This window comes from Pseudomonas sp. AP3_22 TE3818, from assembly GCF_053628995.1.
On the sequence record NZ_JBRJHL010000001.1, the window covers coordinates 207,338 to 225,361 of the forward strand.

Genomic DNA, 18,024 nt, shown 5'->3' on the forward strand with positions numbered 1-18,024 from the left:
AGAGAAGAGGCACGACGATGAGTGCACTGGTTGGCGTGATCATGGGCTCCAAGTCCGATTGGTCCACCCTTAGCCACACCGCCGATATGCTGGAAAAGCTCGGCATCCCTTACGAGGTGAAAGTGGTTTCTGCCCACCGCACCCCGGACCTGCTGTTCCAGTACGCCGAAGAGGCCGAAGCACGGGGCATCGAGGTGATCATCGCTGGTGCCGGCGGCGCGGCCCACTTGCCAGGCATGTGTGCAGCCAAGACCCACTTGCCGGTGCTGGGCGTACCCGTTCAGTCCGCAATGCTGTCGGGCGTTGATTCGCTGCTTTCCATTGTGCAGATGCCAGCAGGCATTCCGGTTGCCACCCTGGCCATCGGCAAGGCCGGTGCGATCAACGCAGCGCTGCTGTCGGCGAGTATCCTTGGCGCCAAGCACCCGCAGTTCCATGCGGTGCTGAAAACCTTCCGTGCTGAGCAGACAGACAGCGTCCTGGAAAATCCAGACCCACGCATCGCCTGAGGTTGTTGACGATGAAGATCGGTGTAATCGGTGGCGGCCAGTTGGGTCGCATGTTGGCGTTGGCGGGCACTCCGCTGGGCATGAACTTCGCTTTTCTGGACCCGGCGCCGGATGCTTGCGCAGCCGCGTTGGGCGAACACCTGCGAGCCGATTACGGCGATCAGGATCACCTGCGCCAGCTGGCCGATGAAGTCGATCTGGTGACCTTCGAGTTCGAAAGCGTTCCGGCGGAAACCGTCGCGTTCCTCTCGCAATTCGTCCCGGTCTACCCGAGCGCCGAAGCCCTGCGCATCGCCCGCGACCGCTGGTTCGAGAAGAGCATGTTCAAGGACCTGGGGATTCCTACCCCGGCGTTCGCTGACATCCAGTCCCAGGCCGACCTGGACGCCGCTGTGGCCTCCATTGGCCTGCCGGCGGTGCTCAAGACCCGTACCCTGGGTTACGACGGCAAGGGCCAGAAAGTCCTGCGCACCCCTGAAGATGTGGTCGGCACCTTCGCCGAGCTGGGCAGCGTGGCCTGCCTGCTGGAAGGCTTCGTGCCGTTCACCGGTGAAGTCTCGCTGATCGCCGTGCGTGCCCGCGACGGTGAAACCCGCTTCTACCCGCTGGTGCACAACACCCACGAAAGCGGCATCCTCAAGCTGTCCGTGGCCAGCACCGATCACCCGTTGCAAGCCCTGGCCGAAGACTACTCCAGCCGTGTGCTCAAGCAGCTGGATTACGTCGGCGTGATGGCGTTCGAGTTCTTTGAAGTCGACGGCGGCCTCAAGGCCAACGAAATCGCCCCGCGCGTGCACAACTCCGGGCACTGGACCACCGAAGGCGCCGAGTGCAGCCAGTTCGAAAACCACCTGCGGGCCGTTGCCGGTCTGCCGTTGGGTTCGACGGCCAAGGTCGGCGAAAGCGCGATGCTCAACTTCATCGGCAAAGTGCCAGAGACCGAGAAGGTCCTGAACATCGCCGATTGCCATCTGCATCACTATGGCAAGGCGTTCAAGGTCGGCCGCAAGGTCGGTCACGCCAACCTTCGTTGTGCAGACCGCGAGACGCTGGCGGCCCAGATTCTCAAGGTTCAAGCACTGATCGCCGAATAGTTTTCTCTGGCAATGGCGGAACCTTCGGGTTGCGCCGTTCTCTCATGGCAGGTTGCGAAAGTCTGACTAGGCTTTCGGATAGCTACTTCATTGAGAGGAGAATGCCATGGGAATTATCGGAACCATCTTTATCGGCCTGATCGTCGGTCTGCTGGCCCGGTTCCTGAAACCGGGCGATGACAGCATGGGCTGGATCTTGACGATCCTGCTCGGTATCGGCGGTTCGCTGGCGGCCACCTATGGCGGTCAGGCCCTGGGTATCTATCAGGCTGGCCAAGGTGCAGGCTTCATCGGGGCGCTGGTAGGCGCCGTTGTGTTGCTGGTGATCTACGGACTGATCAAAAAGAACTGATCCAGGCGACAAAGCCCTCTCCGCCAAGTCGGTCGGGAGGGCTAGAATGCTCGGCGTTTCCTGTTCTTCCCTTTGCCGAGCACCTTCATGCGCCGTCTTTTGCTGACTCTTGTTTTACTGGGTACGGGCTTTGCCCATGCGGGCGAACTGCCGGAGACCGACTGGCTCGAACTGATGCCCAAGTCGGACCAGAAGGCCCTCGAGGCCATGCCCGAAATCGACCACGACTCCCCTGAAGCCAATGGCACCTTCACCGACAAGGGCGGGATGAAGCAGGCCAAAGGCTTGCCGGCGGTGATGTACTCGACCAAGACCGTTGCGTCGATGAACGACAGAAATATCCGCATTGGCGGTTATCCAGTGCCGCTGGAGTCCGACGCCAAGGGCCGCAGTACGTTGTTCTTCCTCGTGCCGTACCCGGGTGCCTGCATCCACGTGCCGCCACCGCCACCCAATCAACTGGTGCTGGTGCGTTATCCCAAGGGCTTGAAGCTGGATGATATCTACACGCCGCTGTGGGTGACCGGCACGCTGAAGATCGAGAAGGTCAGCAATGACCTGGCGGATGCGGCGTATGCGCTGGATGCGGCGAAGGTGAGGGTAGTGAAAGAGTCGGATCTGTAAAAGCACTGTAGGAGCCGGCTTGCCGGCGATGGCGATCTTGAGGGCGCCATCGCCGGCAAGCCGGCTCCTACAGGGTTACAGCGATATGCTTGAAATACTCACACCCAGGGTATGGCTGGCACCCGGCGCCAGGTTCACCACATCACCCATCACGTTCGCCGTCTCGATGCACAGCATGCGCTGCCAGCCGTCGTCGGCCATATCGCTGAACGCAGCGGCGCGGTCGATCCACGGGTTCCAGATCACCGCCGTGCGCGATCCGCTGCTGGTCAGTGCGATGCGCCGTTCCCAGGCTGGATCGACGATGCTCAACTGTGGCGGGGCGTCGAGGTAGATGCGGTCGGTCTCGCCGGTAAAATGCAGATCACCGGTCTGGGTGACGGTTTTCCAGTTGTCCAGGGTTTCGATGTAGTTGAGGCCGTCCACACCTTCGACGTGCACCTCGCGCACATCGCTGACGGCAAAGTAACTGTGCAGCGCCTGGCTGATGCTGACGGTATCGGTGCCCCGGTTGTGGCTGGTCAACTGGATGTGCAATTGCTCGTCGAGGCGAATGGTCAGGGTCAAATCCACCTGGTGCGGCCAGCCGGGAAAGCCGCCTTCGGGGTAGGGCAGGAGGAATTCGACCTTCAGGCTTTCGCCTTCGGCTTCGATGCCACCCAGTTCCCAATCCATCGCTCGCACGAAGCCGTGAGCCGATGGCGCGTCATTGCTGACACGCATCGCCTTGACACTTTGCGGGTTGCGGTCGAAGACACCGAACCACGGCCAGCACACTGGCACGCCGGCACGGATGCTCTTGCCGGTCTTGAATACGGCCTCGTCGTTGAGCCAGATCAGCGGCGGCTGGCCGGCCAATTGATAGCTGAGGATGTGCGCACCTTGCTGGGCCACCAGTAATTCGGCCTGACCGTGGCGGATGCGCCAGCAGTTCAGTTCATCCAGTTTTACGGCTTCAACATTGGGCGTGCTCATGGGACAGCTCTCGATCAGTAACGTGGACGACTATCGACCGCAAAACGGCTTCCAGGTTTAGTGGCTCTTTATCGAGCCCTGGGCGGAACCGAACGGGTGCGGCCGCTGCCGTCGATGGCAACGAACACAAACACCGCTTCGGTTACTTTACGCCACTCGCTGGACAGTGGATCGTCGCTCCAGACCTCGACCATCATCTTGATCGAGCTGCGGCCGATTTCCAGGGCCTGGGTATAAAAGGAAAGCTGAGCGCCCACCGCCACCGGAACCAGAAATGCCATGCGGTCGATGGCAACGGTGGCAACGCGCCCGCCGGCGACCTTGCTGGCCATCGCGGTGCCTGCCAAATCCATCTGCGCTACCAGCCAGCCGCCGAAAATGTCGCCAAAGCCGTTGGTTTCGCGAGGGAGTGCGGTGATTTGCAGGGCCAGGTCGCCTTGCGGGATCGGATCTTCTTGTTCGAGCTCTATCATGCCGGGGGTGCCTCTGACCCGTGACTCTTCGTTGGTATTGCTGGTGGTAGCCGTCTTCGGGAAAAACGATTCAGCACCGAACATACTACGTTCGTCACGTTTTCCATAAGGCGCCTAAAGGGAAACTCTGCGAAATCGCCTATGAACCTGAGAGGCGTTTTCGCACAGCAACCCCTTAAAAACCGGAGCAAGGCTGCGAGTATATCGGTCGGTAGACTCCGCGACGACCGTCCGGTTCTCATTTTGACCGTCAAAAACGCACCTCTATGTGCTTTTTCGAACAATTTGCTATCGTGCCGGACCTGCCCAGGCCTCAACCAGCGTTGTTGAGGTTGCAGATCCGACTATAAGAGAAGCCCTTGCCATGACCACAGCGCCCTCGAGCATCGCGCAGCCAGAACAACCCGCACGTCCGCTGACCCGCAACGACTACAAGACTCTATCGCTGTCTGCCCTGGGCGGCGCGCTGGAGTTCTACGACTTCATCATCTTCGTGTTCTTCGCCACGGTGGTGGGCAAGCTGTTCTTCCCGGCGGACATGCCTGAGTGGCTACGTCTGATGCAGACCTTCGGCATCTTCGCTGCCGGCTACCTGGCACGGCCGCTGGGTGGCATCGTGATGGCGCATTTCGGCGACCTGCTGGGCCGCAAGAAAATGTTCACCCTGAGCATATTCATGATGGCCGTGCCGACCTTGATCATGGGTTTGTTGCCGACCTATGCGCAGATCGGCATGTGGGCACCGATCCTGTTGCTGCTGATGCGGGTGATTCAGGGCGCGGCCATTGGCGGTGAGGTGCCGGGTGCGTGGGTCTTCGTTTCCGAACACGTGCCGCAGCGTCATATCGGCTACGCCTGTGGCACCCTGACCAGCGGTCTGACGGCCGGCATCCTGCTCGGCTCGCTGGTCGCCACGGCGATCAACAGCCTCTATACCCCGGTGGAAGTAGCGGATTACGCCTGGCGGATTCCGTTCCTGCTGGGCGGCGTGTTCGGACTGTTCTCGGTGTACCTGCGTCGCTGGCTGCACGAAACCCCGGTGTTCGCCGAGCTGCAACAGCGCAAGGCTCTGGCCGAAGAGGTGCCGCTGCGCGCGGTGCTGCGTGATCATCGCGGTGCCATCGCCATTTCGATGTTGCTGACCTGGCTGCTGTCTGCCGCCATCGTGGTGTTGATCCTGATGACCCCGACTGTGCTGCAGACGGTCTATCACTTCTCGCCAACCACGTCCCTGCAGGCGAATAGCCTGGCGATCGTGTTCCTGAGCTTTGGTTGCATCATCGCCGGCGCGCTGGCGGATCGCTTCGGTGCGGGAAGAGTCTTCGTGTTCGGCTGCGCCGCGTTGCTAGCCAGCTCCTGGACCTTCTATCACAGCCTGGCTGACTATCCAGACTGGCTGTTCCCGCTGTATGCGCTGACCGGTCTGTTGGTCGGCACCATCGGTGCGGTGCCGTACGTGATGGTGAAGGCGTTCCCGCCAGTGGTGCGCTTCAGTGGCTTGTCGTTCTCCTACAACGTGGCCTACGCCATTTTCGGCGGCCTGACGCCGATGATCGTCAGTCTGCTGCTCAAGGAAAGCCCGATGGGGCCTGCTTATTATGTGGCGGTGCTGTGCGGGGTCGGGATTTTGGTGGGCGCCTGGCTCTGGAAGAAGGGTCGCTAGTTTTGGCCTTATCGCCAGCAAGCCGGCTCCTACAGAAGTCAGTAGGAGCCGGCTTGCTGGCGATAAGGGCGGCGCGAATTATCCCGTAACAGCCAAATACTGGCCTTTCATCCAATTGTCATATTTCAGCCATAGAGTGTTCACACGGCCTGCTGATACTTGGCCCCGACTTAACACACCCTATCTGCTAGGAGTAAGGCATGAAACTGAAGCGTTTGATGGCGGCAATGACTTTTGTCGCTGCTGGCGTTGCGACTGCCAACGCGGTTGCCGCTGTTGACCCTGCTATCCCGAGCTACGCCAAGACCACTGGTGTGTCGGGCAACCTGTCCAGCGTTGGTTCCGACACCCTGGCCAACCTCATGACCCTCTGGGCCGAGAACTACAAGAAAGAATACCCGAACGTAAACATCCAGATTCAGGCCGCTGGCTCCGCCACTGCGCCACCTGCGCTGACTGAAGGCACCTCCAACCTGGGCCCGATGAGCCGCAAGATGAAGGACACCGAACTGGCTGCCTTCGAACAGAAGTATGGCTACAAGCCAACCGCTATCCCGGTTGCCGTGGACGCCCTGGCGGTATTCGTACACAAGGACAACCCGATCCAGCACCTGACCATGGAACAGGTCGACGCAATCTTCTCGTCGACTCGTCTGTGCGGCGCTAAAACCGACGTGAAAACCTGGGGCGACCTGGGCGTGACCGGCGACCTGGCCAACAAGCCGGTTCAACTGTTCGGTCGTAACTCGGTGTCCGGCACCTACGGCTACTTCAAGGAAGAAGCCCTGTGCAAAGGCGACTACAAGCCTAACGTTAACGAGCAGCCAGGTTCGGCTTCGGTCGTGCAGTCGATCAGCTCCTCGCTGAACGGCATCGGTTACTCGGGCATCGGCTACAAGACCGCTAGCGTGAAGACTGTGGCCCTGGCCAAGAAAGGCAGCCAGGACTTCATCGAAGACACCGAAGAAAACGCCCTGAACGGCAAGTACCCGCTGTCCCGCTTCCTGTACGTTTACGTCAACAAAGCCCCGAACAAGCCTCTGGCCCCGCTGGAAGCCGAGTTCGTGAAACTGGTTCTGTCGAAACAGGGCCAGGAAGTTGTGGTGAAAGACGGCTACATCCCACTGCCGGCCAAAGTAGCTGCCAAAGCTCTGGCTGACCTGGGTCTCGCGGAAGGCGGCGCTGAAGTCGCAAAAAAGTAACAAATTGAGTTCGAGGTGAACCCCTCGGACTCACATGGGGGCGGCAGGAGTCGCCCCCATACACCTCTAATTCTCTATCCACTGCTGGTTACCGCCAGCGGCGGATTTGTTGCGTCACTGCATTGTCATCTTTCTGTCATACAGGATCGCTAGGGTGTGCGCATGAATGATCTGGCCAATTCCAACATGACTACTAATCCCCCCAAGCGAATTGACTTCAATACGCCTGAGCTACAACGCAAGCGCCGCATTCGCGCGCTCAAAGATCACCTGACCCGCTGGTACGTCCTCGTTGGCGGCCTCGCTGTTCTGGGCGCGATCACCTTGATCTTCTTCTTCCTTGCCTACGTCGTCGCGCCCCTGTTCCAGGGTGCCAGCCTGACCGCCAAGGACGCTATCACGCCAGCCTGGATGCAAGACGCCGGCAAGCCGCTGATGATCTCCCTGGAAGAGCAGAATCAGGTGGCGATGCGGGTTTCCGACAAGGGCCAGGCATTGTTCTTCGACATCGACAGTGGCGCCGAACTCAAGCGCGTCGATTTGCCGATTCCGGCCGGCACCACCGTGACCGCCATCGGTGAAGACCAGCCAGGCCACCCGCTGGTGGTTGTGGGTCTGTCGAACGGCCAGGCACTGGTGTTCCGTCACACCTATAAAGTCAGCTACCCGGATGGCAAGAAAACCATCACCCCGGCCGTCGAGTACCCGTATGGCGAAGCGCCAATTGCGGTGAACGAAGCTGGCGGTGCGCTGGAGCACGTCAGCCTCAACGCCAACGATTCGACCCTGATGCTGGTCGGTGCCACCGGTTCGCAACTCAATGTTCTGTCGCTGACCAGCGAAGAGAACATGATGACCGGCGAAGTCACCAACGAGCAGAAGCGCATCGACCTGCCGCAGATGAACGAGCCGGTGAAGAACATCTTTGTCGACCCGCGTCAGCAGTGGTTGTACGTGATCAACGGGCGTGCCCAGGCCGACGTATTCAGCCTGCGCGACAAGAGCCTCAACGGTCGCTACAAACTGCTTGAAGACGGTGAAGCTCAAGTCACCGCCAGCACTCAGCTTGTAGGCGGCATTTCGCTGATCATCGGTGACTCCAAAGGTGGCCTGGCCCAGTGGTTCATGGCTCGCGACCCCGATGGCGAACAACGTCTGAAGCAAATCCGCACCTTCCAGATGGGCACCACGCCTATCGTTGAAATCACCGCCGAAGAACGCCGCAAGGGCTTCGTTGCCCTCGACGCTTCCGGCAAGCTTGGTGTGTTCCACAGCACCGCCCACCGCACTTTGCTGGTGGAGCCGGTTGCTGAAGGCCAGGGCATTTTCGGTCTCTCGCCTCGCGCCAATCGCGTGATTGTGGAAGCCGGCGGCAAGTTGCACCCGCTGCTGCTCGATAACCCGCACCCGGAAGTGTCGTGGAGTGCGCTGTGGAGCAAGGTTTGGTACGAGAACTACGACGAGCCTAAATACGTCTGGCAATCGACCGCCGCCAACACCGACTTCGAACCCAAGCTGAGCCTGTCACCGCTGACCTTCGGTACCCTGAAAGCCGCGTTCTACGCCATGCTGCTGGCCGCTCCACTGGCCGTTGCCGCGGCGATCTACACCGCGTACTTCATGGCTCCCGGCATGCGCCGCAAGGTCAAGCCGGTGATCGAGCTGATGGAAGCGATGCCGACGGTGATCCTCGGTTTCTTCGCCGGCCTGTTCCTCGCGCCGTATGTGGAAGGGCACTTGCCGGGCATCTTCAGTCTGCTGATGTTGCTGCCGATCGGCATCCTGGTTGCCGGTTTCACCTTCAGCCGCCTGCCTGAGTCGATCCGCCTGAAAGTCCCGGATGGTTGGGAAAGTGCGCTGCTGATCCCGGTGATCCTGTTTGTGGGCTGGCTGTCGCTGTACATGAGCCCGTTCATGGAAAACTGGTTCTTCGGCGGTGACATGCGCATGTGGATCTCCCACGACCTGGGCATCACCTACGACCAACGCAACGCCCTGGTGGTTGGCCTGGCCATGGGCTTCGCGGTTATCCCGAACATCTACTCCATCGCCGAAGACGCCGTGTTCAGCGTGCCTCGCGGCCTGACCCTGGGCTCGCTCGCCCTCGGTGCCACGCCGTGGCAGACCATGACCCGCGTGGTGATTCTCACCGCGAGCCCGGGCATCTTCTCGGCGCTGATGATCGGCATGGGCCGTGCGGTCGGTGAAACCATGATCGTGTTGATGGCCACCGGTAACACCCCGGTCATGGAAATGAACCTGTTCGAAGGCCTGCGCACCCTGGCGGCCAACGTTGCGGTGGAAATGCCCGAATCGGAAGTCGGCGGCAGCCACTACCGCGTGCTGTTCCTCTCGGCGCTGGTGTTGCTGTTGTTCACCTTCGTCATGAACACCCTCGCAGAACTGATTCGTCAGCGTCTGCGCAAGAAATACTCGTCGCTTTAAGAAAGGTAGAAGTCTGTGAAACAGAACTCCCTGAAAGGATGGTTCAAGAGCGGCGCCCCCGGCGTCTGGATCAGCGGTGGCGCGGTGTCCATCGCGGTCATCATGACCATTGGCCTGCTGGCAGTGATTGCCGTGCGCGGCCTGGGTCACTTCTGGCCGGCGGATCTGATCCACGCCAGCTACGACGTACCGGGCCAGGGCCAGCACCTGGTCATCGGCGAAGTGGTACAGAAGGAAGAAGTGCCCCGTGCACGCTTGAAGAGCGCCGGCTTGCCGGTGCCGGATCAAGGCCCGGAGTTCATGACCCGCGAGCTGATCAAGGTCGGCAACCGTGACCTGAACGGCAACGACTTCACCTGGACCGTCGGCGAGTGGCTGACCAACCAGACGACCCCGCCGGAGCTGATGGCGATCGAGCGTCGCGAGTGGGGCAACTTTTACGGTTACCTGGTCAACGTCAAACAGGATGGCAAGGTCATCGCTGAAGGCGAAGCCGCATGGCCTGAGTTGCAGGCCCGTGTCGACCGCGTGAACAAGCTGGCTGCTCAGCTCAAGAACCTGGAAAAAACCGACATCGGCGCGATCAACGCCGGCCTCGAGCGCATCCGTTTGCATGGTCGCAAGTTGGAGCTGGAAGGCAAACTCGACGCCACCGCACAAGCGGATATGGAATCCGAGCGTGCCGAGCTCAACGCTCGCTATCAGGACGTCGAAGCACGTCTGAGCGACCTGCATGCGCAGTTCAACCGCGACAGCCTGACCGCCCGCGATGCGAACGGTAAGGAAATCGAAATCGGCATCGGCAAAGTGGTCCACGCCTACCAGCCGAACGCCATGAGCACGACCACCAAGATCGGTTTCTACTTCAGCAAGGTCTGGGAATTCCTCAGCGACGACCCGCGTGAAGCGAACACCGAGGGCGGGATCTTCCCGGCCATCTTCGGCACCGTGATGATGACCCTGATCATGGCGATGATCGTGACCCCGTTCGGCGTGCTGGCGGCGGTGTACCTGCGTGAATACGCCAAGCAGAACGCGTTGACCCGGGTGATCCGCATCGCGGTGAACAACCTGGCCGGTGTTCCGGCCATCGTTTACGGGGTGTTCGGCCTGGGCTTCTTCGTCTATGTGCTGGGCGGCTCGCTCGACCGTCTGTTCTTCCCGGAAGCCTTGCCGGCGCCGACCTTCGGCACGCCGGGTCTGCTCTGGGCTTCGCTGACCCTGGCGCTGCTGGCCGTGCCGGTGGTGATCGTGGCCACTGAAGAAGGCCTGGCGCGGATTCCTCGCACCGTGCGTGAAGGCTCGTTGGCCCTCGGCGCGACCAAGGCTGAAACCTTGTGGAAGATCGTATTGCCGATGGCCAGCCCGGCGATGATGACCGGCATGATCCTCGCCGTGGCTCGTGCCGCGGGTGAAGTGGCGCCGCTGATGCTGGTGGGTGTGGTGAAACTGGCGCCGTCGTTGCCGGTGGACGGTAACTACCCGTACCTGCACCTGGACCAGAAGATCATGCACCTGGGCTTCCACATCTATGACGTCGGCTTCCAGAGCCCGAACGTCGAAGCCGCACGACCGCTGGTGTACGCCACGGCGCTGCTGCTGGTACTGGTGATCGCGACGTTGAACCTGTCGGCCGTCTACATCCGCAACCACCTGCGCGAGAAGTACAAGGCGCTGGATAGTTAATACGAATCCTGTGGGAGCTGGCTTGCCAGCGATGCAGACGATGCGGTTGATCGGTAACACCGCAGTGATGCCATCGCTGGCAAGCCAGCTCCCACAGGGGCCTCAGCCAGACATGAATTTTGAGTAACCCGCTGGCTGGACCAGCGGTTAAACGAACCGAATTTGTTAGCACAGGGAGCCTCCCATGCAGCACGAAGCACATACCCACGGCATCAACATGTCGGCACTGGGTCGCGATAAACAGAGCCTGAGCCTCGAGCAGGAAACCGTCGCCATCGAAGTACCTGGCCTGAGCCTGTTCTACGGTGAGAAACAAGCGCTGTACGACGTCAGCATGAACATCCCGAAGCAGCGCGTGACCGCCTTCATCGGCCCGTCCGGCTGTGGCAAGTCGACGCTGCTGCGCACCTTCAACCGCATGAACGACCTGGTGGATGGCTGCCGCGTCGAAGGCGAGATCAACCTGTACGGCAACAACATCTACCGCAAGGGCGAAGACGTGGCCGAGCTGCGTCGTCGCGTCGGCATGGTGTTCCAGAAGCCCAACCCGTTCCCGAAAACCATCTACGAAAACGTGGTTTACGGCCTGCGCATCCAGGGCATCAACAAGAAGCGCGTGCTGGACGAAGCCGTTGAGTGGGCGTTGAAAGGTGCGGCGCTGTGGGACGAAGTCAAGGATCGCCTGCACGAGTCGGCACTGGGTCTGTCCGGTGGTCAGCAGCAGCGTCTGGTGATCGCCCGCACCATCGCCGTTGAGCCGGAAGTGTTGCTGCTCGACGAACCCTGCTCGGCACTCGACCCGATCTCCACGCTGAAAGTCGAAGAGCTGATCTACGAACTGAAATCCAAGTTCACCATCGTCATCGTGACCCACAACATGCAACAGGCGGCGCGGGTTTCCGACTACACCGCGTTCATGTACATGGGCAAACTGGTGGAATTTGGCGACACCGACACCCTGTTCACCAATCCGGCGAAGAAGCAGACCGAAGACTACATCACCGGTCGCTACGGCTAGCAGCCGCTACGAGCCGCAAGCTTCAAGCGGCAAGTCAGGGCAGTTCGGGTACAACACATCAGCTTGCAGCTTGTAGCTTGCAGCTCACAGCTTTTGCGGAGCAGACAACATGATTTCTAAGGAAGGCCTTACACACCACATCTCCCAGCAGTTCAACGCCGAACTGGAGGAAGTGCGCAGCCACCTCCTGGCCATGGGCGGGCTGGTCGAGAAGCAGGTCAACGACGCGGTCACCGCGCTGATCGAGGCCGACTCCGGCCTGGCCCAGCAGGTGCGGGAGATCGACGACCAGATCAACCAGATGGAACGCAACATCGACGAAGAATGCCTGCGCATTCTGGCCCGTCGTCAGCCGGCAGCGTCCGACCTGCGACTGATCATCAGCATTTCCAAATCGGTGATCGACCTGGAGCGCATCGGTGACGAAGCGACCAAGATCGCCCGTCGCGCCATCCAGCTGTGCGAAGAAGGCGAGGCGCCGCGCGGTTACGTCGAAGTGCGCCACATCGGTGACCAGGTGCGTAACATGGTCCGTGATGCACTGGACGCCTTTGCCCGTTTCGATGCCGAGCTGGCCTTGTCGGTGGCGCAGTACGACAAGATCATCGACCGCGAATACAAGACCGCCCTGCGTGAGCTGGCGACCTACATGATGGAAGATCCGCGTTCTATCTCGCGGGTTCTGAGCATTATCTGGGTACTGCGTTCGCTGGAACGTATCGGCGACCACGCGCGCAATATCTCGGAGCTGGTGATCTACCTGGTACGCGGCACCGACGTGCGACACCTGGGTCTCAAGCGCATGAAGGAAGAAGTCGAAGGAACAACCGGCGAAACCGCTAATGTTCCGGGCAAAACTGACGATAAGTAAGGTTGCCCAAGTAAAGCGCCCGGCCTGTTGGCCGGGCGTTTTTGTTTGTGGCCTACGCATTCGAAAAGCAGCACCCGTGAACGAAAAGTCCGGCGTGACTGAAGGTTTTTTGGCAATGTGCCATCAGCAAGGCGGTATGCTGGCCGGGATTTTTTAAAGGGGTGGTGGATGAGTAAGGTCAGTGTGTTGGTCGTGGACGACGCGTCGTTCATTCGTGACTTGGTGAAAAAATGCCTGCGCAATTATTTCCCGGGCATGCGGATCGAAGACGCGATCAACGGCAGAAAAGCCCAGGCCATGCTGGCCAAGGAAGCATTCGACCTGGTCCTGTGCGACTGGGAAATGCCGGAAATGTCCGGCCTGGAACTGCTGACCTGGTGTCGTGAGCAAGACAGCCTCAAAGCCATGCCCTTCGTGATGGTGACCAGCCGCGGCGACAAAGAGAACGTCGTCCAGGCGATCCAGGCCGGGGTATCCGGTTATGTCAGCAAACCGTTCACCAACGAACAGCTGATCACCAAGGTCAAGCAGGCGCTGCACAAGGTCGGCAAACTCGATGCCTTGATCAGCGTAGCCGCGACCAAAACCAGCCCTGCATTCGCCAACGACTCCCTGGCCGCCTTGACCGCTGGCAAGGCTCCCGTCACCACGCCAACAGTCCCGCCCGCACCGTCCAAAGGCTTGCTCAGCAGCCCGCCGGTCAAGGCGCCTGCGGCCTCTTCAGCACCCGCCAGCGGCCGTGGCCAGGGTCAACTGCGTTTGCCGAACGGCATCCAGCAGTGCGTGATCAAGGCCCTGAGCCTCAAGGAAGCCCTGTTAGTGGTCAAGCGCACCGAGACCTTGCCGCAGATCCTCGACAGCGCCGTGCTGGACCTGGAGCAGGGCGACAATGCCGAAATCGCCCGCCTCAACGGCTATCTGCATGCCGTCGTGGCCCACGAACCGAAGCCCGACAGCGACTGGCTGCAACTGACCTTCCGCTTTGTCGATCAGGATGCGCAGAAGCTCGATTACATCTCGCGCCTGATTGCGCGGGGGACGGCGCAGAAGCACTTCATTCCTGGCGCTTGATACAACGTCGCCTGTCAGTCCGTCTTCGCGAGCAAGCCCGCTCCCACATTTGAAATGCATTACAATGTGGGAGCGGGCTTGCTCGCGAAGGGGCCATTGGCTTTGTCAAAAATCTTCTGAACGGCCCATTTTGAAACATCTGCCGACTACCCGGGTCCATAGCAGCTGCTAGGCTCCATCTCAGTTCCCACTCGACAGATTCCTTGCCCATGTTCACGCGCCTGCTGTTTTTCTGTGGCCTGTTCATGGTCGCCACCTCCGCCGTGGCCATGACCATCTACAAGTCCAAAGACGCCAATGGCGTGGTTTCCTACAGCGACCGCCCCAGCAAAGGCGCCCATGTGTTCGTTTTCCGCGATGGCATGGTCGAGCACCTTGAGCGTCAGGTGCGCCTCATCATCACGAAGAAGAACGACGTGCACAGCGTGTATGTGCGCAATGACCTGTATGCGCCGGTAGAGGTCGAATTGAGTTTTACCGGGGTGAAGAACGCCAGCGGTGTGCCGGGGCGGACGATTCGGCGCGTGATACCACTGCGCAGCAGCGTTCGCCTGGCGCAGCTCACGGCGGCCAAAGGTGGAAGGCCCCTCGCGTACGTCCCGCAGTTCAAGTATTCCCTGGGCGACCCTTCAGGACCCATGGTGGGCTATCGGTACCCGTTGCCCTGGCGTGGCGGCCCGTTCCGGATCAGTCAGGGTGCCAACGGGCCCTACAGCCACTTTGGCCCCAAGAGCCGTTACGCCATGGACATCGCGATGCCCGAGGGCACGCCGATCATTGCCGCGCGAGGTGGGGTGGTGGTGAAAACCGAGAACAGACAGAGCGGGCGCGGCACCGATGCCTCCGGCAATTTCGTGCGGGTGCTGCACGATGACGGGACCATGGGTGTTTACCTGCATCTGAAAAAAGGTTCGGTCTGCGTTCGGGAAGGTCAGCGGGTAACGGTAGGCAGTGCTTTGGCGTTGTCCGGTAACACCGGCAACAGCACCGGGCCGCATTTGCACTTCGTGGTGCAGCGCAATACCGGGCTGGGGCTGGTGTCGATTCCGTATCAGTTCAACCAGCCGGTGGGCGCGCTGCCCAACTTTGCGTTGGGCAAGCAGTGAAGGCGATCGCGATCAATTGTGGCGAGGGGGCTTGCCCCCGTTGGAGGGCGAAGCCGTCCCCAAACCATTGATCGCGGTATTTCAGCAAAAACGTGTTCCCTGGATTCAGGGCCGCTTCGCAGCCCAACGGGGGCAAGCCCCCTCGCCACAAAAAGTCCGTCAGCCACAGATCAGTCGAGCATCAACACCTTGGCCAGGACAATCTTCGGCCCCTTCATCTTCTTGATGATGATCCGCAGGCCTTCGACTTCCAGCACTTCTTCCTCTTCCGGAACGCGCTTGAGGCTTTCATAGACCAGCCCGGCAAGGGTTTCGGCTTCGACGTGGTCGAGGTCGATGCCCAGCAGTCGTTCAACCTTGAACAGCGGCGTATCGCCTCGCACCAGCAACTTGCCCGGCTGGTACGCGAGGATCCCGCGCTCGGCCTTGCGGTGTTCGTCCTGGATGTCGCCCACCAGCACTTCCAGCACGTCTTCCATGGTCAGGTAGCCGATGATGTTGCCGTCGGCCTCTTCGACCACGGCGAAGTGCGAGCCGCCCTTGCGGAACTGCTCCAGCAACTGCGACAGCGGCATGTGCCGCGACACGCGCTCCAGCGGGCGGGTCAGTTCGGCGAGGTTGAACGACTCGGGAATGTGGTCCAGCGCCGCCAGTTCCAGCAGCAGATCCTTGATGTGCAGCAGGCCGACGAACTCCTGGCGTTCGCTGTCGTACACCGGATAGCGGCTGAACTTGTGGCGACGGAACATCGCCAGGATCTGCTTGAGCGGTGCGTTGAACTCCAGGGTCACCAGGTCTTCGCGGGAGTTGGCCCAGTCGACCACCTCCAGTTCACCCATTTCCACCGCCGAGGCCAGCACGCGCATGCCTTGGTCGCTCGGGTCCTGGCCACGGCTGGAGTGCAGGATCAGTTTCAGCTCTTCACGGCTGTAGTGATGCTCATGATGCGGGCCGGGTTCACCTTGCCCTGCAATGCGCAGGATGGTGTTGGCGCTGGCGTTGAGCAGGTAGATGGCCGGGTACATGGCCCAATAGAAGAGGTACAGCGGCACGGCGGTCCACAGCGACAGCAATTCGGGTTTGCGGATCGCCCAGGATTTCGGGGCCAGTTCGCCCACCACGATGTGCAGGTACGAAATGATGAAGAACGCGGTGAAGAACGAGATGCCTTTGACCACTTCGGCCGATTCAACGCCGACAGCGCTCAACACCGGCTCAAGAATGTGGGCAAACGCGGGTTCACCGACCCAACCCAGGCCGAGGGAGGCGAGGGTGATACCGAGCTGACAGGCCGAGAGGTACGCATCGAGCTGACTGTGCACGGTACGCAGGATGTGCCCGCGCCAGCCGTTTTTATCAGCGATGGCCTCGACTCGGGTCGAGCGCAGCTTGACCATGGCAAATTCCGCCGCAACGAAAAAGCCGTTGAGCAAAACCAGGATCAGAGCAAAAAGAATCATGCCGAAGTCGGCGAAAATTGTAGCGAGGGTCAAGCCAGGGGAAGGGTCCATGATGGAGTTTTGCGGGTTCCGTGTATTCGAGAGGGAAGTAAGAATCGCGCCTGAAAGGCAGACGCAAGTCAGCCAATGTAGCGGCTGACTGGGCGGTTGCCTAGTGGCGCGTGCTGGCCGGTATCAGTCGGCGGTGCTGATAACCCGTGATTGGGTGACCTGAGCCGGCGCAAAGTGGCAGGTAAAGGTACTGCCGTGGCCCGGTACGCTGCTGATTTCCATCCGTGCCCGATGACGTAACAAAACGTGTTTGACGATCGCCAGCCCCAGGCCGGTGCCACCGGTATTGGAGTTGCGGCTGGAGTCGACGCGATAGAACCGTTCGGTCAGGCGGGGCAGGTGTTTGTTATCGATGCCGATCCCGGAATCCTGCACGCTCAGATGTGCCCCCTGGTCATCGCCCCACCAGCGAATGCGGATGTTGCCTTCGGCCGGGGTGTATTTCACTGCGTTGAACACCAGGTTGGAAAACGCGCTGCGCAACTCCGCCTCGCTGCCCTTGAGCAGAATCGTCGGGTCGGCTTCCAGGGTGATTTTCTGGTTTTTCTGGCCGGACAACTGCTGCGCGTCGCTCTTGATCGATTGCAGCAAGCCGTCGATCGGCACCGGCTGGTTGTCCGATGGATAATCGGTGGCTTCCAGCTTGGCCAGCAACAACAGGTCGTTGAGCAGGGTCTGCATGCGACCGCCTTGTTGCTGCATCTGCTGCAAGGCACGGCCCCAGCGCGGGTTCACCTCGTCGACGTTATCGAGCAGGGTTTCCAGGTAGCCGCAGATCACCGTCAACGGTGTGCGCAGTTCATGGGAAACGTTGGCAATGAAGTCTTTGCGCATTTGCTCAAGCTGATGGATGCGCGTCACATCGCGCACCAGCATCAAGTGTTCGTTGTTGCCGTAACGGGTGATGTACAGCTGAATGCGCACGCGGTCGTTGGTCGGCGAAGGAATTTCCAGCGGCTCGGCGTAGCTGTCTTGCTCGAAGTATTCCTTGAAGCGCGGATGGCGCACCAGGTTGGTCACCGGTTGGCCGCTGTCCTGTGGCGTCTTGAGGCCCAGCAGAGTTTCGGCGGCGCGGTTCCACCATTCCAGGTTACCGTCGGTGTCGAGCATGATCACCGCGTCTTTCAACGCGGCGGTGGATTCCTGAACCCGGTCGATCACCGCTTGCAGGCGCCCGCGTACCCGTTGGTCGCGGCGCTGCAGGTGGTAGATGCTGTCGAACACCTCGCCCCACAGGCCGTAGCCGTCGGGTGGCGCTTCATCGGGTTTGTGCAGGCGCAGCCACTCGTGCAGACGCAGCAATTGCTTGAGGGTCCAGGCCAGGTAAAGACCCAGGCCTGCGGCGAGGCTCCAGCCGTAATAGCCGGTGATCAGGCCGATCACCAGGCAGGCGGTGACCAGTAGCAGCATGTGGCGAATCAGGG

Annotated in this window: 16 protein-coding genes; 12 read left to right on the forward strand and 4 right to left on the reverse strand. The window is 60.5% G+C overall.

All coding sequences use genetic code 11. The annotated features are described in order from the left end of the window. The first annotated feature begins 17 nt into the window (after window positions 1-17). The 4 genes from purE (at window position 18) to AB7M25_RS01010 (ending at window position 2,579) form a co-directional block, all read left to right on the forward strand. Window positions 18-509, forward strand: coding sequence for a 5-(carboxyamino)imidazole ribonucleotide mutase (purE, locus tag AB7M25_RS00995; RefSeq protein ID WP_007971731.1), 492 nt, complete (start codon window positions 18-20; stop codon window positions 507-509). Window positions 510-520: 11 nt separating this feature from the next. Beyond that, window positions 521-1,603: a 5-(carboxyamino)imidazole ribonucleotide synthase gene (locus AB7M25_RS01000; protein ID WP_429386973.1), complete on the forward strand. Its 1,083-nt coding sequence runs from the start codon at window positions 521-523 to the stop codon at window positions 1,601-1,603. Between the two features lie 106 nt (window positions 1,604-1,709). Continuing rightward, a complete protein-coding gene (locus tag AB7M25_RS01005; protein WP_104450305.1) occupies window positions 1,710-1,955 on the forward strand; it encodes a GlsB/YeaQ/YmgE family stress response membrane protein in 246 nt (81 codons plus the stop codon). Between the two features lie 87 nt (window positions 1,956-2,042). Next, a complete protein-coding gene (locus tag AB7M25_RS01010; protein ID WP_104450451.1) occupies window positions 2,043-2,579 on the forward strand; it encodes a DUF3299 domain-containing protein in 537 nt (178 codons plus the stop codon). 75 nt (window positions 2,580-2,654) lie between these two features. Here AB7M25_RS01010 and AB7M25_RS01015 read toward each other — a convergent pair whose 3' ends face one another. Together AB7M25_RS01015 and AB7M25_RS01020 are read right to left on the reverse strand one after the other, a co-directional pair. After that, window positions 2,655-3,554, reverse strand: a complete 900-nt coding sequence (locus AB7M25_RS01015) for a D-hexose-6-phosphate mutarotase (protein WP_429517456.1) — start codon at window positions 3,552-3,554, stop codon at window positions 2,655-2,657. A 68-nt stretch (window positions 3,555-3,622) separates the two neighbouring features. Then, window positions 3,623-4,027, reverse strand: a complete 405-nt coding sequence (locus AB7M25_RS01020) for an acyl-CoA thioesterase (protein ID WP_007942704.1) — start codon at window positions 4,025-4,027, stop codon at window positions 3,623-3,625. Between the two features lie 364 nt (window positions 4,028-4,391). On the opposite strand from AB7M25_RS01020, the gene AB7M25_RS01025 reads away from it, so the two are divergent. The 8 genes from AB7M25_RS01025 (at window position 4,392) to AB7M25_RS01060 (ending at window position 15,089) form a co-directional block, all read left to right on the forward strand. Beyond that, window positions 4,392-5,690, forward strand: coding sequence for an MFS transporter (locus AB7M25_RS01025; RefSeq protein WP_454236896.1), 1,299 nt, complete (start codon window positions 4,392-4,394; stop codon window positions 5,688-5,690). A gap of 200 nt (window positions 5,691-5,890) precedes the next feature. Further along, the gene (locus AB7M25_RS01030; protein WP_454236897.1) at window positions 5,891-6,892 is read left to right on the forward strand and encodes a phosphate ABC transporter substrate-binding protein PstS; all 1,002 of its coding nucleotides are present in this window, start codon (window positions 5,891-5,893) and stop codon (window positions 6,890-6,892) included. A gap of 162 nt (window positions 6,893-7,054) precedes the next feature. After that, window positions 7,055-9,337 (forward strand): ABC transporter permease subunit, encoded by a 2,283-nt coding sequence (locus tag AB7M25_RS01035; protein ID WP_454236898.1) that lies wholly within the window; start codon window positions 7,055-7,057, stop codon window positions 9,335-9,337. A 15-nt stretch (window positions 9,338-9,352) separates the two neighbouring features. Continuing rightward, window positions 9,353-11,023: a phosphate ABC transporter permease PstA gene (pstA, locus tag AB7M25_RS01040; protein WP_108230919.1), complete on the forward strand. Its 1,671-nt coding sequence runs from the start codon at window positions 9,353-9,355 to the stop codon at window positions 11,021-11,023. Between the two features lie 184 nt (window positions 11,024-11,207). Then, window positions 11,208-12,041, forward strand: a complete 834-nt coding sequence (gene pstB / locus AB7M25_RS01045) for a phosphate ABC transporter ATP-binding protein PstB (RefSeq protein ID WP_015097390.1) — start codon at window positions 11,208-11,210, stop codon at window positions 12,039-12,041. Window positions 12,042-12,150: 109 nt separating this feature from the next. Continuing rightward, window positions 12,151-12,912: a phosphate signaling complex protein PhoU gene (gene phoU, locus AB7M25_RS01050; RefSeq protein ID WP_015097389.1), complete on the forward strand. Its 762-nt coding sequence runs from the start codon at window positions 12,151-12,153 to the stop codon at window positions 12,910-12,912. Window positions 12,913-13,080: 168 nt separating this feature from the next. Beyond that, window positions 13,081-13,983 (forward strand): response regulator, encoded by a 903-nt coding sequence (locus AB7M25_RS01055; RefSeq protein ID WP_429560979.1) that lies wholly within the window; start codon window positions 13,081-13,083, stop codon window positions 13,981-13,983. Between the two features lie 209 nt (window positions 13,984-14,192). Further along, window positions 14,193-15,089: a peptidoglycan DD-metalloendopeptidase family protein gene (locus AB7M25_RS01060; protein ID WP_429517463.1), complete on the forward strand. Its 897-nt coding sequence runs from the start codon at window positions 14,193-14,195 to the stop codon at window positions 15,087-15,089. A 170-nt stretch (window positions 15,090-15,259) separates the two neighbouring features. On the opposite strand, the gene AB7M25_RS01065 is transcribed toward AB7M25_RS01060, so the two are convergent. Beyond that, window positions 15,260-16,600 carry a hemolysin family protein gene (locus AB7M25_RS01065; protein ID WP_007975205.1) on the reverse strand — a complete coding sequence of 447 codons (1,341 nt, stop codon included), beginning with the start codon at window positions 16,598-16,600 and terminating at the stop codon, window positions 15,260-15,262. A gap of 123 nt (window positions 16,601-16,723) precedes the next feature. Next, on the reverse strand, window positions 16,724-18,010 hold the full coding sequence (phoR, locus tag AB7M25_RS01070; protein WP_238540821.1) for a phosphate regulon sensor histidine kinase PhoR: 1,287 nt from the start codon (window positions 18,008-18,010) through the stop codon (window positions 16,724-16,726). Between the last annotated feature and the right edge of the window lie 14 nt (window positions 18,011-18,024).

What these genes read in the sequence shown, in the direction of transcription:
- purE (WP_007971731.1), top strand. Translation starts at nt 18, where the DNA reads ATGAGTGCACTGGTTGGCGTGATCATGGGCTCCAAGTCCGATTGGTCC.
- AB7M25_RS01000 (WP_429386973.1), top strand. Translation starts at nt 521, where the DNA reads ATGAAGATCGGTGTAATCGGTGGCGGCCAGTTGGGTCGCATGTTGGCG.
- AB7M25_RS01005 (WP_104450305.1), top strand. Translation starts at nt 1,710, where the DNA reads ATGGGAATTATCGGAACCATCTTTATCGGCCTGATCGTCGGTCTGCTG.
- AB7M25_RS01010 (WP_104450451.1), top strand. Translation starts at nt 2,043, where the DNA reads ATGCGCCGTCTTTTGCTGACTCTTGTTTTACTGGGTACGGGCTTTGCC.
- AB7M25_RS01015 (WP_429517456.1), bottom strand. Translation starts at nt 3,554, where the DNA reads ATGAGCACGCCCAATGTTGAAGCCGTAAAACTGGATGAACTGAACTGC.
- AB7M25_RS01020 (WP_007942704.1), bottom strand. Translation starts at nt 4,027, where the DNA reads ATGATAGAGCTCGAACAAGAAGATCCGATCCCGCAAGGCGACCTGGCC.
- AB7M25_RS01025 (WP_454236896.1), top strand. Translation starts at nt 4,392, where the DNA reads ATGACCACAGCGCCCTCGAGCATCGCGCAGCCAGAACAACCCGCACGT.
- AB7M25_RS01030 (WP_454236897.1), top strand. Translation starts at nt 5,891, where the DNA reads ATGAAACTGAAGCGTTTGATGGCGGCAATGACTTTTGTCGCTGCTGGC.
- AB7M25_RS01035 (WP_454236898.1), top strand. Translation starts at nt 7,055, where the DNA reads ATGAATGATCTGGCCAATTCCAACATGACTACTAATCCCCCCAAGCGA.
- pstB (WP_015097390.1), top strand. Translation starts at nt 11,208, where the DNA reads ATGCAGCACGAAGCACATACCCACGGCATCAACATGTCGGCACTGGGT.
- phoU (WP_015097389.1), top strand. Translation starts at nt 12,151, where the DNA reads ATGATTTCTAAGGAAGGCCTTACACACCACATCTCCCAGCAGTTCAAC.
- AB7M25_RS01055 (WP_429560979.1), top strand. Translation starts at nt 13,081, where the DNA reads ATGAGTAAGGTCAGTGTGTTGGTCGTGGACGACGCGTCGTTCATTCGT.
- AB7M25_RS01060 (WP_429517463.1), top strand. Translation starts at nt 14,193, where the DNA reads ATGTTCACGCGCCTGCTGTTTTTCTGTGGCCTGTTCATGGTCGCCACC.
- AB7M25_RS01065 (WP_007975205.1), bottom strand. Translation starts at nt 16,600, where the DNA reads ATGGACCCTTCCCCTGGCTTGACCCTCGCTACAATTTTCGCCGACTTC.
- phoR (WP_238540821.1), bottom strand. Translation starts at nt 18,010, where the DNA reads ATGCTGCTACTGGTCACCGCCTGCCTGGTGATCGGCCTGATCACCGGC.